Here is a 15,549-nt window from a genome sequence, read left to right as displayed (position 1 = left end):
GCAGCAAGGGCTGCCCCCGTCATATCGAGCGCAGTAGTTTTTCAGAGGTTCCTTAGCGTTCACGCAGCGCCTCGGTACGGGCTTTCAGCACCGGCTTGAGCAGGTAATCGAGCACACTTTTATGGCCGGTGATGATGTCGACCGTGGCGATCATCCCGGGGATGATTATCAGTGGCTGTTTATCAGTGCCTAAATGGCTTTTATCGGTACGCAGTTGGATCAAATAGAAGCTGTTGCCTTCATCATCGGTAATAGTGTCTGCGCTGATAAGCTCCAGGTTCGCCTTGAGGCCGCCATAAATGGTGTAGTCATAAGCGCTGAACTTAACCATGGCTTTCTGGCCTGGATGGAGAAACGCCACATCTTGCGGACGGACTTTGGCTTCGATCAGCAAATTGTCCTCCAGCGGCACGATCTCAAGCATGTCGCTGCCGGGCTGAACCACGCCACCAATGGTATTGACCTTGAGTTGCTTGATGATGCCGTTGACCGGCGAAATGACCGTGGTTCTGCTCACCCGATCATCAATTGCCGAGCCACTGGCGTTGATTTTTTTCAGGTCGGTGCGGGCATCGTTAAGTTCCTTGAATGCATCGGAGCGAAAGCCCAGCTCGGACTCTTCAATCTTACTTTTGATCTCGCTGATGGCTGATTCTGCCCTTGGAATCGCCAGTTTTGTTGCTTCAAGTGAGCCACGCACTTCAACGGCGCTGCGTTTTAACCGCAGAATTTCTACTGGTGAAATGGCCCCGGCGGCGACCAAGGGTTGCGACATATTCAGTTCCTGCTGAATTAAACCGAGGCTGGAGCCATATTGCTGCGCCTTGGAACGGAACTCGGCGAGCTCCTGGGTTTTTTGTCGCAGTTGTTCACCAAGTGTGCGTTGTTCACTCTGCAGGCGTTGTTGTCGTGAGTTGTACAGTCCAGCCTCATCTTCGGCCAACTGCGGAGCACTGCGGGTTATTTCTTCGGGCATCGCCAGTGGCCGACCTTCAGCTTCGGCGCTTAAGCGTTCGACGCGGGCAATCAGCGCTAGTCGGTCGGCATCACTTTCGCCTTGGTTGGAGCGAAAGCGGGTGTCATCGAGGCGCAGCAGTACATCGTTTTTGTTAACCACTTGGCCGTCACGGACGAAAATTTCGCTGACGATGCCGCCTTCGAGATTCTGTATCACTTGAATTTTGCTGGATGGAATGGCTTTGCCTTGGCCAGTGGTGACCTCATCAAGCACCGCGAAATTGGCCCAGATCAGAGCTGATGCAATGCAGGCCGTCACCGCCCAGATGGTGATGCGGGCGAACCAGGGGGTGTCTTCAAGAACCGCACCGTCAATTTCCGGCATGAATTCGGTGTCTTGCCTGCGCCCTTTGCTGGCGGAAAAGTAGTTGCTGAGAATCTGCTGGCTCATGACTTTTCCTTAAACCGCAGCAGGGCCGACTCGGCCTTTGCGCAATGCTTCGATGACCGACTCTTTAGGGCCGTCGGCGACAATTCGCCCGTTATCCAGAACGATCAGCCGGTCCACCAGGCTGAGCATCGAGGCGCGGTGGGTGATTAACAGCAGGGTTTTACCTTGGGTCCAGCTTTGCAGGCGATTGCGCAGGATCTCTTCGCTGCTGTTATCCATAGCGCTGGTGGGTTCATCGAGCAACATGATCGGCGGGTCAAGCAGCATCGACCTGGCCATCAATACCGCTTGGCGTTGTCCGCCGGAAAGCAACTGACCGCGTTCGCCAACTGGGCGATCAAAGCCTTGTGGATGCTGCTTGGCCAGTTCGTTGACTCCGGTTAACTCGGCGACTTCGAGCATGCGCGCATCACTGACATAGCGTGCGCCCAAGGTCAGGTTGTCGCGCAGGCTGCCAGAGAGCAGCGGTAAGTCATGGGAGACGAAACCGATCTGGTGCCGCAAGTCAGCAACATCGAGTTGGCGCAGATCCAGATTGTCGAGCAGCACCTGACCTTCCGCAGGTGTGTAAAAAGCCATGATCAGTTTGGCTAATGTGCTTTTGCCCGAGCCACTGCGACCAATAATACCAACCCGTTCGCCTGCCGCCAGTTGCACGCTGACATCGCTCAGTGCAGGGCTGGACTGGTTGGGATAGCTGAAGCTGACTTGGCGAATTTCCAGCGCACCAGACAGATGCGTACGTTCCAATGGGCGCTGTTTCGCTTGGCGCTCTTGCGGCATGGCCATTAACGCATCGGTACTGGTCATGGTCAGGCGTGCTTGCTGGTAGCGGGTAATCAATCCGGCAATTTGCCCAAGTGGCGCCAATACCCGGCTGCCTAGCATATAGCACGCAACCAGAGCTCCGACGCTAAGGTTGCCAGCAATGATGCTGTAAACCCCTGCGACTATGGTTGCCATGCCTGCAAACTGCTGTAAAAACAGGGTGCCGTTAGTTGCCAGCGAGGCGAGAAAGCGTGCGTGAGTATCGAGTCGGGTGAGGGCGCCGTGGGTTTTCTCCCACTCATGCTGACGTTCACTTTCGGCGCCACAGGCCTTGAGAGTTTCCAGACCACCAAGGGTTTCGATCAACAACGCCTGGCGCCGTGAGGCCAATGCCAAACTTTTTTCCACCGTGTCGCGCAATTGCACTTGGATGATCCAGGCAAATATTGCGGTGATCGGGAAGGCCAGAATTGGAATCGCCACCAGCCAGCCACCGAGCAGGCCGATGACGGTGATCATCAGCAGAGCAAACGGCAGGTCGATCAGGCTGGTCAAGGTCACTGCGGTTAGAAATTCGCGCAGCCCCTGAAAATCATGAATGCTTTGCGCAAAGCCGCCAATGCTGGTCGGGCGTGAAGTCATCGACATTCCGGTGATGCGCTCGAACAAGGTTGCCGAAAGCACCACGTCAGTTTTTTTCCCTGCGGTGTCGAGCAGATGCGCGCGAAGTACGCGTAGCAATAACTCGAAGCTGGTGCCGATAAATAAACCAATGGCTAATACCCACAAGGTTGCAGTGGCTTGATTGGGCACCACGCGATCGTAGGTCTGCATGACAAACAGCGGCACCAGCAAACCCAAAAGATTAATGAGCAAGCTGGCCAGCACGGCATCGGCATACAGCCAGCGTGACAGTTTCAAGGTGTCGCGAAACCAGGCTTCTATTCGCGGTACAAGTGGCTGTCGGGCCTCTTCGAGTTCATGCCGGGGGCGCGCAAATAATGCCTGACCGGCGTAAGCAGCCTCGAGCTCTGCACGGCTGACGGGTTGTTCGCCGCCATCGGCTTCGCAGGGCAATATCAGCGCTCTATCGGCATCAAGCCACTTATGCAACACAGCGCTGCGCCCGTCTTTTAGCAGCAATAGCACCGGCAAGTTAAGCGCTGATATTGCATTGAGTTCGCGGCGCAGCAAGCGCCCCTGCAAACCTGCTCGGGCCGCAGCACGGCTAAGCAGTTCGGGGGTCAGAGACTGCTTGGGCATGGGTAAGCCCGCACTCAAGCTACCGCGGCTGACGGTGCAGCCGTGTAGCTTGCATAGAATCAGCAAACCATCCAGTAATGGATCGTCGTGACTCACGCGCGGGTCGCCTTGGCTTGTAGGCAACTCGATGGTTGTCAAAGTTACTGCTCCTCGCGCTGGGTTACTTCATTTCTGGCAGTCGGGCTTCGCTTTTCACTTCGCTCAAGGCTATGGCTTCTGCTGGAACGACAACCTGTTGTTGCTGGAGCAGGTCACCCATGGACGCGACGACCCGGTACATCGAAAACTCTTCGGTGTAACGCACATCGGTATAGCGCCGGTTGGCCGTGAACAGTTCGTTTTCACTGTCGAGTAAATCGAGCAGTGTGCGTTGCCCCAGGCTGAACTGCTGCTGGTAGGCCTCGCGAACGCTGGCGGTGTAGTTCGCATAGTCACGCGCTTTAGGGGTTTGCAGCCGTGCGTTTTGCAAGGCATTCCACGCCAGTGACAGGTTTTCGTTGAGTATCCGCAATGCGTTGTTGCGGATATCCATCGATTGGTTGACCTGGTGGGCAGTGGACTGCATCCGCGCTTTGTCGCGCATGCCGTTGTACAGGTTGTAATTCATGACTACCGCAGCCCGCCACGTGTTGTAGTGGCCTTCATCGCCCTGAATGTTGTTGTCCGCTGTGGTTGCTAATTCACCATCGAAGCGAGGGTAGAAAGGCGATTTGGCAACCTCGTATTGCTTCTCTGCGGCATTGACATCGGCTTGTGCGGATTTCAAGTACGGGTTGGACGCCATCATTGTCTGCCGAGCGACCAGCAGATCAGTCGGCATATTGCCTCTGATGGTGGTCGGGCTTTCCAATTCATCAGCTGGACGGCCAACGGCGCTGTAGAAGTTTGCTTCGGCGTCAGACAGGTTGACTTGCTCGGTATACAGATTGTTTTCAGCCAGTGCCAAACGCGCGCTGGACTGGTCGAAGTCTGCCGTGCTGCCAACCCCTTGCCGGCTGCGCAGGTCGATTTGATCGTTGATGCGCTGGTGTGCCTGCAGGTTGTTTTTCGCCAGGGTGACCATTTCGCGACGCTTGAGCACATCGAGATAAACCTCGACGGTGCGTAGCGCCAAGCTCTCCGCGGTGCCGCGCACGTAGTAGGCGCGAGAGTTGACCACCGCTTCGGTGCGCGCAACTTCGTTGGGGGTATTGAAACCGTCGAAGAGCATCTGCCGCAGACGTAACTCGGACGTCGCGTAGTTCAGGGTTTCGTCATTGTGATTGCCAGCAAAGCGAGTGCTCGGGCTGTCGGTATTTTCCCGGCCGTAGCCTGCCAGCAAGTCAACGGTGGGGTGATAACCACCTTTGGCGATTTTGACCTCCTCGTCAGCCGAGAGTCGGCTGTTCATCCCGGCATGCAGTTCCGGGTGGTTGTCGAGGGTGCTTTGAATGGCTTCAGTGAGCGACATCGCCTGAGCCTGTGAATATGTCAGCGCTAAAACGATGCCGCTGTAGAGTAGGTTTAATGCGCGCATGTTGGGAACTCCTTTGTTCCGTGCCCTAGCTTTGTCGCCAATAAGTTGACGTTTTTTAGTGTTAAACCGTTTCAGGTTTGTAACAACAAAGCTAAGAACATCTTTGGCGCGACCTCATAAAAATTTCTCACAAGGGTTATTGCTAAAAAATCTTAGGCACTCTGAGAAAATCAGCACATTGTTACTACTAGATGAGCCAGCAAATAATGGGCTTGGCGCATTTTTGAAATTTTTTTGCAACAAAGGTGCTAGGGCGAATACCAAGAAATAAGTATTAGGGCGGGGTTGATTCAGATGGACGCGGCAGGTGACTCGTTAAGCGGCATTTTTTTGGCATGATCTGTTTTTTGAGTACATGTTGCGCCATTTGAATCTGTTTTTTGTAACGCTCGATAGCTGAAATTTGTGTATTCGTCTTCTAAGAGATGTGCCGGTAAAGACCGGCCGCCGTAATGAGGGCGAGACCATGGCGACGTTGATTGGTGTAGTTACCCAAGTAGTGGGCGAAGTATTCGCCGTGGCCAGCAACGGTTCCCGGAGACCCCTGGCTGAGGGGGATCGCTTGTATGCAGGGGAACAGATCGTCACCGGCCCTGCTGGCGCGCTGGCGGCCAAGCTCAGCAATGGCGAACTGCTGACTCTGGGTCGTGACAGCAACCTTAATCTTTCTGAGCAAATGCTCGCTCATTCCGCAGACGGTTCAAGCGTACCGGAGCAAGACACAGCCGTTGCTGCGCCCAGTGCCAGCGACCTGACCGAAGTGGAAGCGCTGCAGGCCGCAATCGAAGCTGGCGCTGACCCAACCCAAGAAGCAGAAGCAACCGCAGCTGGCCCCGGTAGCGCTGGCGGTGCTGGTGGTGTCGGCGGTGGGCACAGTTTTGTTTTACTCGATGCCGTAGGTGGGGAAATAAATCCCGATATTGGTTTTCCCACTGCAGGCTTTAACGATGGACCTGAGTTCGTCGACCCGGACATTGAGGTCGATCCACAGACGCCAGTTGCGGCCACGCCAGAGCCACCGGTGGTACAACCGCCAGTCGAACCACCCGTTGAACCTCCGGTTGTGGTTCCGCCGATAGAGCCGCCGAATTTCACCCCCGTGGTTACGGTGAGTTATCAGGATTTTATCGGGAGCGTGATCGCAGGTCCTGCCATCGTCGAAGAGTCCGCATTAGCCCAGGGCACCAATCCTGCGAGTAACGGCGAGCAAGCCAGTGGCAAGCTGGTGGTCGAGTCCCGTGATGGCGTATCAGCGCTTGAGGTAATGGATGTAAACGGCAACTGGGTAGATGTTACTCAGGGCGGCACAGTGCAAGGCCAATATGGTGTGCTGACGGTTGATGCCAGTGGTAATTGGAGCTATCTGCTGAGCACCAATACGCTGGATCACACTAACCCCAACGCCACAGGCGCTGATGATCAGGTTGGCGAGAGTTTCAGTGTACGGGTCACTGACCTCGATGGTGATGTTTCCCCAACCGCAACCCTAGACGTTCTGGTCAACGACGACGGCCCTGTGGCTGCGGTGGGCGAGGCCGCTCAGATTCATTTGTTTGTTGATGAAGATGAAACCCTTGAAGGCAATACCGATGGCGATAGCACCACCAATATTACTTCTGGTGCGCCAGGTACGCTCAATACCCTCGTCAACTTTGGTGCCGACGGTGTGGGCGCCTTTGGCCTGTCGAATAGTGGCGCTGCAATCAACTCTCTTACCGCCCAGGGTCTGACCTCGGGCGGTGCCGCTCTGAGTTACAGCGTGACAGGCAATACCTTAACCGCAGTGGCCAACGGTGAAACCATTTTCACCTTTGTTGTGGGCGCTGACGGCAGCTACAGCTTTACCCTCAGCGGCCCTGTTGATCATCCGGATAAAGATGGCAACGACGACGAACTGCTGAGCTTCCCGCTCGATCTTTCTGCGCTGATAACCGCAACCGATGGCGACGGCGACTCACTGGCGACGACTTTCCCGGCGGGCAGCTTTACTGTCAACATCGAAGACGATGTGCCGGTATTTGCCGGACCGCCAAGTATTCAGACTGCCAGTTCCACGTCACTTGCTGCCGCCCAGCCGTTTGGCGTGCATGGCAATGTGCAGGAAGATGCACTGACCACGTCGGCTGGCGCGCCTTATCAAGGCAACCCTGAAGGCGGTCAAACAGTCACCGCACAAGGTGCTGACGGTGCTCTCAATGCGTTGGTTAGCTTCGGCGCGGATGGTCCTGGCGAGTTCTCATTGAACGGTAAAGCTGCATCACTGTTGGCGCAAAACTTGACCAGTGAAGGCAATGCGCTGAGTTACTCCTTCTCCGGTAATACCCTGACCGCAAGTGCTAACGGTCAGCCTGTTTTCACGTTGAGCGTAACCGCTGGAGGCGGCTACGAATTCGTGCTCAAAGGCCCAATCGATCATCCGCAAGCAGACGGCAATGATGCTGAAATCTTGCCGGGTTTAGGTATCGATTTCTCGGGCATTCTCAGCGCCACTGACGGCGATGGCGACCCGTTAACCGGCGGCTTCCCAGCAAACACCTTCACCATCAATATCGAAGATGATGTGCCTGTTGCACAAAACGCGACGGCGCCGTTGATCCTTGATGATGAGGGTTTGCTCGGCGGGATCAATGGCGGCGTTGGCGACACCCCGAACGCAGCCACCAGCGTCAGTGGCACGCTCAGTTATGCTGCAGGCGCCGATGGCTTGAAATCAGTGGTGCTCAGTGGCCCGGATAAGCTGGGGAATGAAGCTGTTGTTTCGGAGTGGCATGCCAGCAGCAACACGCTGATTATCTCCTCCTCGCGTGGTGATCTGGTTTCAATGGTGCTCAACCCTGCGACTGGCGCCTACACCCTGACCTTGTTGCAGCCGGTGCTGCATGCCGAGGGCGGTGCAGAAAATGATGCGCTGCTCAATATCGACTTCACCGTGACCGATGGCGATTCCGATGCAGTAACCAAAACCCTGCAAGTCACCATCGACGATGACACACCAACGATTGAGCAAAGCGCTATCTCTGATACATCTTTCGTGACCTTCAACGGCAGCGATGCGGGATACGCCAATAGTTACGGCTACTACGTTAAAAATCCCGACGGCTCGCCAGCGAGCGGCAAGGTGATCTGGGCAAACGTTCATGATGTGAATGTGGGACAAACTGCCAGTTTGAATGGCTTGAACCCTGAAGATATTGGCTTCTTTATCATTCCAAACGGTGCTGCAAATGCGAGTCTGGTCGATGGTGATGCGCTGACTTTTGCCTGGGTTGATGGCCAGTGGCAGGCGCAACTCAATGGTGCGGCGCTGACCGGAGCTGATGGCGCCAATGTGCTGTTCAGCGATGCCACGCTCAACCCGGGCGGGGCCCACCTGCAGGACACTGCTGACCCCGGTAACCAGAACTGGGAAGATCAGACCCTGAGTTCTGACTATGACTACAACGACGTCAGCACCTCGGTCACTTGGGGTGGCCAATTACAGGTCGATGAAACACGTCTTGATATTGATGTCAATCGTGACTTCAGCGGCATCTTCAATGTTCAAGCAGGTGCCGATGGCCTGCGCAGCCTGGAATATTCGCTGGGCATTGCGGCGCCGGTAGACGGCATCGTTGATTCTGGTTTGGTCGATTCGCTGACTAATCAGGCGGTGTTGCTCTCGGTAAATCCCGCTGGTGCGGTGGAAGGGCGTACCAGTTCAGGTGATCTGGTATTCACTGTCAGCGTAAGTGCTGCCGGTGTCGTCACCCTTGATCAGGCGCGGGCGATTGTTCATCCAAGCAGCGAACCTGATGAAGTCAAAGTGCTGGGCAGCGATCTGATCCACCTGACTGCAACCGCTACCGACAAAGACGGTGACTCGGTTGGCAGCACGCTGGATCTGGGCAAGCTGATCAGCTTCAGGGATGACGCGCCAACAGCGGTCGATGATTGTGCGCAGACGCTGGTCGAAGGCAACTCCAGCAATGTGGCTTCCGGTTTTGTGTTGACCAATGATCTGGCAGGTAACGACGGCGGCAAAGCTTTTGTTGGCTGGAATAACCCGCTCAATAGCGCTGCCATTGCTGAGCTTAGCAAGTACGGCACCCTTGTGCTCAACAACACAACCGGTGAGTACAGCTTTACCCTAAACAACAGTGATCCAGACACTGTCGCGCTGGCCGATGGGCAAAAGATTAGCCAGAGCCTTGAATACACCATGCGCGATTTCGATGGTGATATTTCAACCGCGACCCTGACGATCAAGATTGTCGGCAGCGACACGGGTGTGACGGTTGAAGGCTTGAATGTAGAAGGCGGCGAACTGAGCTTCAACGAAGAAAACCTGGCCAACGGCAGCTCACCCAACGCAGCGCTGCTCAGTGATGACGGCACCTTCACCATCACTGCGGGCGATGGCATTTCCAGCATCCAGATTGGCAGCAGCAGCTTTACCTTTGCCCAATTGCAAGGCGCTACGCCGAGCACTCCTTTGAGTATCGACAGTCCGGCCGGTGTTCTGCATATCACCGGCTTCACCGGCACCATCGGTGGCGGCACGGTGAGTTATTCCTATACCTTGCAAGATCCGTCGATGCACCCAACTGCCAGCGGCGAAAACACCATTGTCGAGCAGTTTGCCATTAAGGTTACCGACCTTGATGGCGACACTGACAGCGCAACGCTGGATGTGACGGTGATCGACGATTTGCCGACCGCCGTTGATGACAAGCCAGCCTGCATTGTTCAATCAGCGCTGCCCGAGGTGAATCTGACGTTAGTGCTGGATGTCTCCGGCAGCATGCAGGGCGCCAAGCTGAATGCCTTGAAGGCCGCAGTGGCTAACCTTGCGCTTTCCTATGCCGAGCTGGGCACTGCTGTTCACATAAACCTGATTGCCTTTGCCGGATCGGCATCTGAAATTGGCGACTACAGCTTTTCATCCACCACAGATCAAGGCTACATCGACTTGCTGGCCAAGGTGGCAGGCTTGAATGCCAGCGGCAACACCAACTATGAAGCCGCACTGCAGGTGGCTAAAACAGAAATTGGCAATGATCTGGCTGCATTCGGCGCTGACCCTGCGCAGCAAAACAAGCTGTATTTCATCTCCGATGGTGAGCCCACTGCGGGCAAAACCGGGCAAGCGCTGACTAACTGGATCAATAACAACTGGAGCAACTTCATCGGCAATATTGACGGTGATAACAACCCGGCGACCAACAGTTTCGATGCTTACTCAGTCGGCATCAGTTTCACCGGTTCCTATCTGCAACAAATCTCCAGCAGCAATGTTGTTATCAACACCACACCGGAGAATCTGTCGGCGACGCTGGCTGATCTTGCAGGAGTGGGTGGTGATGTTTCGGGCAACGTCTTGGCTAACGATCAACCGGGCGCCGATGCCATCGATCATATCCAGTCGATCACCGTTGGCACGCAAACCTTCAGCCTGAACGCAGCTGGCAATGACATCCTCAGCAGCGGGGTTGGCTCGGTCACATATAGTTATGATCCAGCCACCGATAAACTGACGCTGACCACCGCCACAGGCAAGTTGACTATTTACCTCGACAATTCACCTGGCCATGCGGCAGGCGATTACAGCTTTGCCGCCAATGCGGATCTGGTGTTTGGGGAAACCGGGCAGATTACCCAGCAATTCACCTACACAGTGGTCGACGGTGATGGCGATCCAAGCAGCGCCAATCTGGATATTTGTATTCGCAGCGACCAATCGGTGCTGGTGGTCGGTAACAATGCCAGTGACTTTGGCACCGGCGCTGGCAGTTCGACCACGCCACACTTTATCGCCAGCCCGTTTGACAGCGACGGCAAAGGCTTGATTGCGGGCGTTGGCGGCAAGGACACCTTAATTGGTGATATCGGCGGGGCCGGGGAACCCACCATTGACCCCGCCAAAGACTACAACATCGCATTGATTCTGGATCGATCAGGGAGCATGGCCGACGACCCAGATGGTAAGCATGGCTATGACAGTCGCTTGAGTTTGCTCAAGGATGCCGTGCGTTCGTTCCTCGATAAGCTCGAGGCCCATCCCGGCAATATCAACATTGCCTTGGTGGTGTTTTCCTCGACTTCATCGTTACTGCTCAGTGGCTCGTTGGATGATGTGCAAGCGGCGCTTAGCGGCAACAGGGATGCATTGGACAAAGTCACCGCAGACGGCGGCACCAATTATGAGGCAGCCTTTCAAGCCACTAATGCATGGTTTGCCGGTATCGAGGGCAATAGCTATGAAAATCTCGCGTACTTCCTGACCGATGGTGACCCGACAACCTACAACGGTGACAGCAGCGATACCGGCAGCACCGTCAATATCAATGACGTAAACCGTGCGTTGGATGATGCCAGCGTCTTGATGGGCCGTGCCGAACTGCATGCAATTGGTATCGGCTCAGGCATCAACAGTGATGTGCTGCGTTACTTTGACAATACCGACCAGCTTACCGGCAATGTCAGCACTAACGTGGTAGGTGGCACGGTAAACGCGCAGGTTGGTGAGCCTCAGATTGTACTCACAGCTGATCAGCTATTGGCATCACTTGATCCGGGTTATGTGACGCCAGGGGAATTGTCGCCATTGGGTAATGATCATCTGGTCGGTGGCGCTGGCGATGACCTGATCTTTGGTGATGCACTGAACACCACCTGGATCGCCGGTTATGAAACCACCGCACCGAGCTTCCAAGTGCTGATTAGCCATCTGACCAACGTTAACGGCGGCACGGCGCCGAGCCAGGCGCAGCTCATCAGTTTTATCGAAACCAATGCTGAGGCTCTTGGGCTTTCGGTGCCAGATTCGGGTGGCAATGATCTGCTCGAAGGTGGCAGTGGTCATGACTGGCTATTTGCCCAAGGTGGTGATGACCTGTTGATTGGTGGCATCGGCGATGACCAGATGTTTGGTGGCTTGGGGGCCGATCAGTTTGTCTGGAACAGCGCTGATCAAGGCAGCGGCTCCCATGATGTGGTGCATGATTTCAGCGCGGCTGAGGGTGATGCATTGGATCTGTCATCGCTGCTGGTCGGTGTGGTTGATAACAGCAGTGCGGCTGAGCTCAGCGCATATTTGAGTTTTGCGCCAAGCGGCGGTGATACGCAAATAAATATCTCCAGTTCAGGGCATGTAGCCGACCCGGCCAGTGTTGATCAGACGGTGACTTTGGCCAACGTCACTCTAACTGGCGGTGATAGCGCGAGCATCATTCAAAACATGCTGGATAACCACACGTTGGTGTCGTGAGATTATCTGCCTGGCAAGGCGCTGTTTTTTCAAACAGCGTCTAACCTTAATCTAGCCTGTCAGTTGAAAACCTGACGGGCTTTTTTCTGGTCTGCACAAGGTGGAACTCATGGTTTATGTTCAGCTTGATGAGAAACAACGGATTTTGCGAGTTGAGCAAGAGCCGTTTGCGACCATGACTGTAACCTTGCCGCAAGATAACCCGGATGTGCAGGCGTGGATGGCCAGCCATGCCTTGAATAATCGACTGATTGACTTGCAGCGTTCCGATTTGGAAATGGTGCGGGTGCTTGAGGATTTGGTAACGGTATTGGTCGATCGCGGTGTGATCCGCTACACCGATTTACCGGAGGCCGCGCGCCGCAAGCTGCATATTCGGGCTGAAACGCGGGCAAAACTGGATGGGCTGAGTGGGTTGCTCGATGATGCTGACGAACGCATCCCCTAGGCTGCCATGGTGGAAGGGTGAAGCGTCAGGCGATGCGTAGGGTGTGACAACGCGCAGCTTGTCCACCAGAAATGTTCATGCCAGCAAGTTCTGTGTCGCAAATGGCGGACAGAAAAGCGCTGTCCTCCCTACAGGATGAAACCGTCTGCGTAGGGTGTGACAACGCGAAGCTTGTCCACCAGGACTAGGCGCTCTGCCACGGGTTGGGCGCGCCAATCAGGCGACCCATTGCTCCCTCAAGTCCTAATTCCTTGAGCACACTGAGTTCCGCTTCGGTTTCGACCCTCTCGGCAATCAACGGCAGATCAATGCTGTTGGTCGCACGGAAGATGGCTTCGATAAATAGACGTTTGTCGCTCTCCTGATCAATTGCGCGAATGTAGCTGCCGTCAACTTTAAGGTAAGCCAGGCCGAGATGGGTCAGATTGCCGATCAAGCTGAAGCGTCCACCAAAGTGTTGCAGACCAAGGTGGTAACCCGTGGCTCGAATTTGCTGGCCAAGCGCTTCCAGTTCCGCCGCTGGCGGCAGGTGACGCTCATCCAGTTCCAGGGTCATTAATGAAGCTTGTTCAGGGTGCTGTTTAAGTACATCCAGCAGTTTGGCCCAGCTCTCTGGCTCGCGCAGGGTGGCTGCCGACAGGCTCAGGGCGAGTGGAGTAGGGTGCAATGCCAGGTGCTTGAGACTGTGCTCAAGCATGGCCAAGTCGAATCGTGCGGCCCAGCCTAGCCGCTCAACCCAAGGAATAAACTGCCCGGCGGCGATGGCTTCACCTTGTGGATCTATTAGTCGCGCAAGGACCTTGTGATGCATCCGCCTGCTAATGTCATCACAACGACACACCGGTTGGAAATACAGCTGAATTTTTTCGCCAGTCAGCGCTTCGTCAATCCATTTTCGCCATTCATGGATGCCTTGATCCGTTGCCAGATTAAAGTCGTCCAAGCGTTCCCAGGGTTGTTCTGGCTTTTTACTTTGTGCCTGCGCGAGCGCCTGATCAGCACGGCCGATAACAGTGGCGGGACTTTCTCCTGGACGGTATGCGGCAATGCCCATGTGTGCCACTGGAATACAGTCACTGGCGCCCGTTTGGTACAGACTTTCCAGCTGCTCGCTAAGCTGCTGTGCAAGTTTATCGGCATCGTCGTTGCTCAGGCCTGGGGCCAGCAGGGTGAACTCACCGCCACGGTTACGCGAGGCTAACCAAGCGCTGGCGTTACGCTGCTGCAAAATATGCGTCAGTTGCCCGCCAATAGTCTGAATCAAACTATCGGTTTTTTGCCCACCAAGACGTTGGTTGAGGCCAGCAAGATCATTGACTCGCAGGAACATTAAATAGCCGTCGGTATTTTGCTCGGTAACTTCGAGTTGTTGAGTCAGTTTGAGATCAAAAAAACGCCGGTTAGCCAAACCCGTAAGGCTGTCTTGATAGGCTTCTTCGCGCAGTTTTTCGCTGCGCGCAGCTTCTTCAGCAAACAGGTTCTTAAGTTTCTCGACCATGAGGTTCATGGCCAGCACCACACGTTTCAGCTCAGGTGTACGCGGCACTTTAGGCATGCTCAAAAACTCGCGCCGGGTAATCGCCTGTGCTTGCTTGACCATATCGTCCAGCGGTCGCAGCTGGGTGCGCAGCAACCAGCCGCCCAATATTGCACTCACCAGGCCGCAAGCTAATAACCAGATAAGGCTGCCGATGGCGCTGTCCCATAATTTAGTCAAGGCAAATTGCGGATGACTTAGTACTTCAACCCGCGCGGCCTGCTCCCAGCCGCGCATGATCAAGGCGTCACCGCCTTCTGGTTCTAGATCGACCAGATTGATAAACCAGCTTGGTACATTCTCTGGGGCCGTGGTTGTGCGTCGCTCGACAATGACGCGGTTGTCCGCAATGCTCACCACCCTGATCGTTGCGTAGTAACCGCTGTCAAATATCGAGCTGACCATCAGTTCGATCATCGCAGGATCATCCACATGAGGCGTCAATGACAGCCCGAGTGCTGTTGCCGCATCCTGCGCGTGGGAGCGCAATTGACTCAATAACTGTTCGCGGGAGTTTTCCACTCCAGAAATGAAACTGCCGCTGAATGCCACCACCAGAAACAGGCAAATGGCGATGAACAATTGTTTAAGTAATGACATCAGGACCTCCTAGCCTTCGCCTATGGCAAAGCCTTCCGAGCGCATTTTTTTTAGCAGTTCCTGCCAGCGCGATAATTTCTTAGTGTCACTTTTCTTGCTGTTAGAACCGGGCAGGTACACACCTTCGGCGTTGAATGCATAAACTGGCAGCAGGTCTTTGCGCTGTGACGCCGGGCGGATTCCGCCAATCAGATTGTCGAGTACCAAGGGTTCGCTGCTGGGGTTTGAGTAGTAAGTGAGCACCATATGTGCCTGGTTTTGCTTGAGCGCCTTGACGTAGGTAATGCGTAATTTATCGCTGGCAATACCGAGGCGGCGCAAGGTGAAGTACTTGGCGATGGAGTAGTCTTCACAGTCACCGGCGCCTTTCACCAGCGCTTCGACTGGCGTTGCCCAATAGTCGGTTTGGCGCCAGGTACGACGGTCATCGGCGAAGCGCAATTGCCGATTGAAAAAAGCATTAACAGCTTCTAGTTGCTGGCTCTCAGAACTTTGCAGATTGCTCTCGATAAGTTGTTGCCACTGCTGCAGGCGCTGTTCGGCCGGGCCTAGCGAGCCATAGCGGGATTGCGCGTTGTGGATGATCAGGGCGAAGTCCCAATTGGCTGCCGCCGTGGTCAATCCCAAGGCAAATACAAGCGCACCCAGCCATCGGTGGCTGACGCGCTGGGCAATATTGCTGAACAGGCATGGCTGCATCTGCAACGACTCGCTGGAGATTGATCAAAGTCTAGGTGCAGTGATGGCTTTGTGCTTCAGCATC

General features: G+C 55.0%; 7 protein-coding genes. 2 read left to right on the top strand and 5 right to left on the bottom strand.

From position 1 onward, the window contains the following. Positions 1-52: 52 nt before the first annotated feature. Genes ACN0UH_RS13475 through ACN0UH_RS13465 form a run of 3 tightly spaced genes read right to left on the bottom strand, consistent with a single transcriptional unit; the run spans position 53 to position 4,955 of the window. Positions 53-1,408: an HlyD family type I secretion periplasmic adaptor subunit gene (locus ACN0UH_RS13475; protein ID WP_417662527.1), complete on the bottom strand. Its 1,356-nt coding sequence runs from the start codon at positions 1,406-1,408 to the stop codon at positions 53-55. 9 nt (positions 1,409-1,417) lie between these two features. Continuing rightward, the gene (locus tag ACN0UH_RS13470; RefSeq protein ID WP_417662526.1) at positions 1,418-3,577 is read right to left on the bottom strand and encodes a type I secretion system permease/ATPase; all 2,160 of its coding nucleotides are present in this window, start codon (positions 3,575-3,577) and stop codon (positions 1,418-1,420) included. Positions 3,578-3,599: 22 nt separating this feature from the next. Continuing rightward, positions 3,600-4,955, bottom strand: coding sequence for a TolC family outer membrane protein (locus ACN0UH_RS13465; RefSeq protein ID WP_417662525.1), 1,356 nt, complete (start codon positions 4,953-4,955; stop codon positions 3,600-3,602). A gap of 466 nt (positions 4,956-5,421) precedes the next feature. Between ACN0UH_RS13465 and ACN0UH_RS13460 the strand changes: the two genes are divergently transcribed. Both ACN0UH_RS13460 and ACN0UH_RS13455 read left to right on the top strand, forming a co-directional pair. Continuing rightward, positions 5,422-12,201: a retention module-containing protein gene (locus ACN0UH_RS13460; RefSeq protein ID WP_417662524.1), complete on the top strand. Its 6,780-nt coding sequence runs from the start codon at positions 5,422-5,424 to the stop codon at positions 12,199-12,201. Positions 12,202-12,310: 109 nt separating this feature from the next. Next, positions 12,311-12,649 (top strand): tryptophan synthase subunit beta, encoded by a 339-nt coding sequence (locus ACN0UH_RS13455; protein WP_417662523.1) that lies wholly within the window; start codon positions 12,311-12,313, stop codon positions 12,647-12,649. A gap of 184 nt (positions 12,650-12,833) precedes the next feature. On the opposite strand, the gene lapD is transcribed toward ACN0UH_RS13455, so the two are convergent. Together lapD and lapG are read right to left on the bottom strand one after the other, a co-directional pair. Continuing rightward, positions 12,834-14,786: a cyclic di-GMP receptor LapD gene (gene lapD, locus ACN0UH_RS13450; protein WP_417662522.1), complete on the bottom strand. Its 1,953-nt coding sequence runs from the start codon at positions 14,784-14,786 to the stop codon at positions 12,834-12,836. A 9-nt stretch (positions 14,787-14,795) separates the two neighbouring features. Further along, complete coding sequence (gene lapG / locus ACN0UH_RS13445) at positions 14,796-15,485, bottom strand: cysteine protease LapG (protein WP_417662521.1); 690 nt, start codon at positions 15,483-15,485, stop codon at positions 14,796-14,798. Between the last annotated feature and the right edge of the window lie 64 nt (positions 15,486-15,549).

The organism is Pseudomonas sp. (genome assembly GCF_048265905.1).
Taxonomy (GTDB): domain Bacteria; phylum Pseudomonadota; class Gammaproteobacteria; order Pseudomonadales; family Pseudomonadaceae; genus Aquipseudomonas.
Note: the sequence above shows the minus strand (reverse complement) of the source record. Positions and strands in the feature narration are given on the sequence as shown.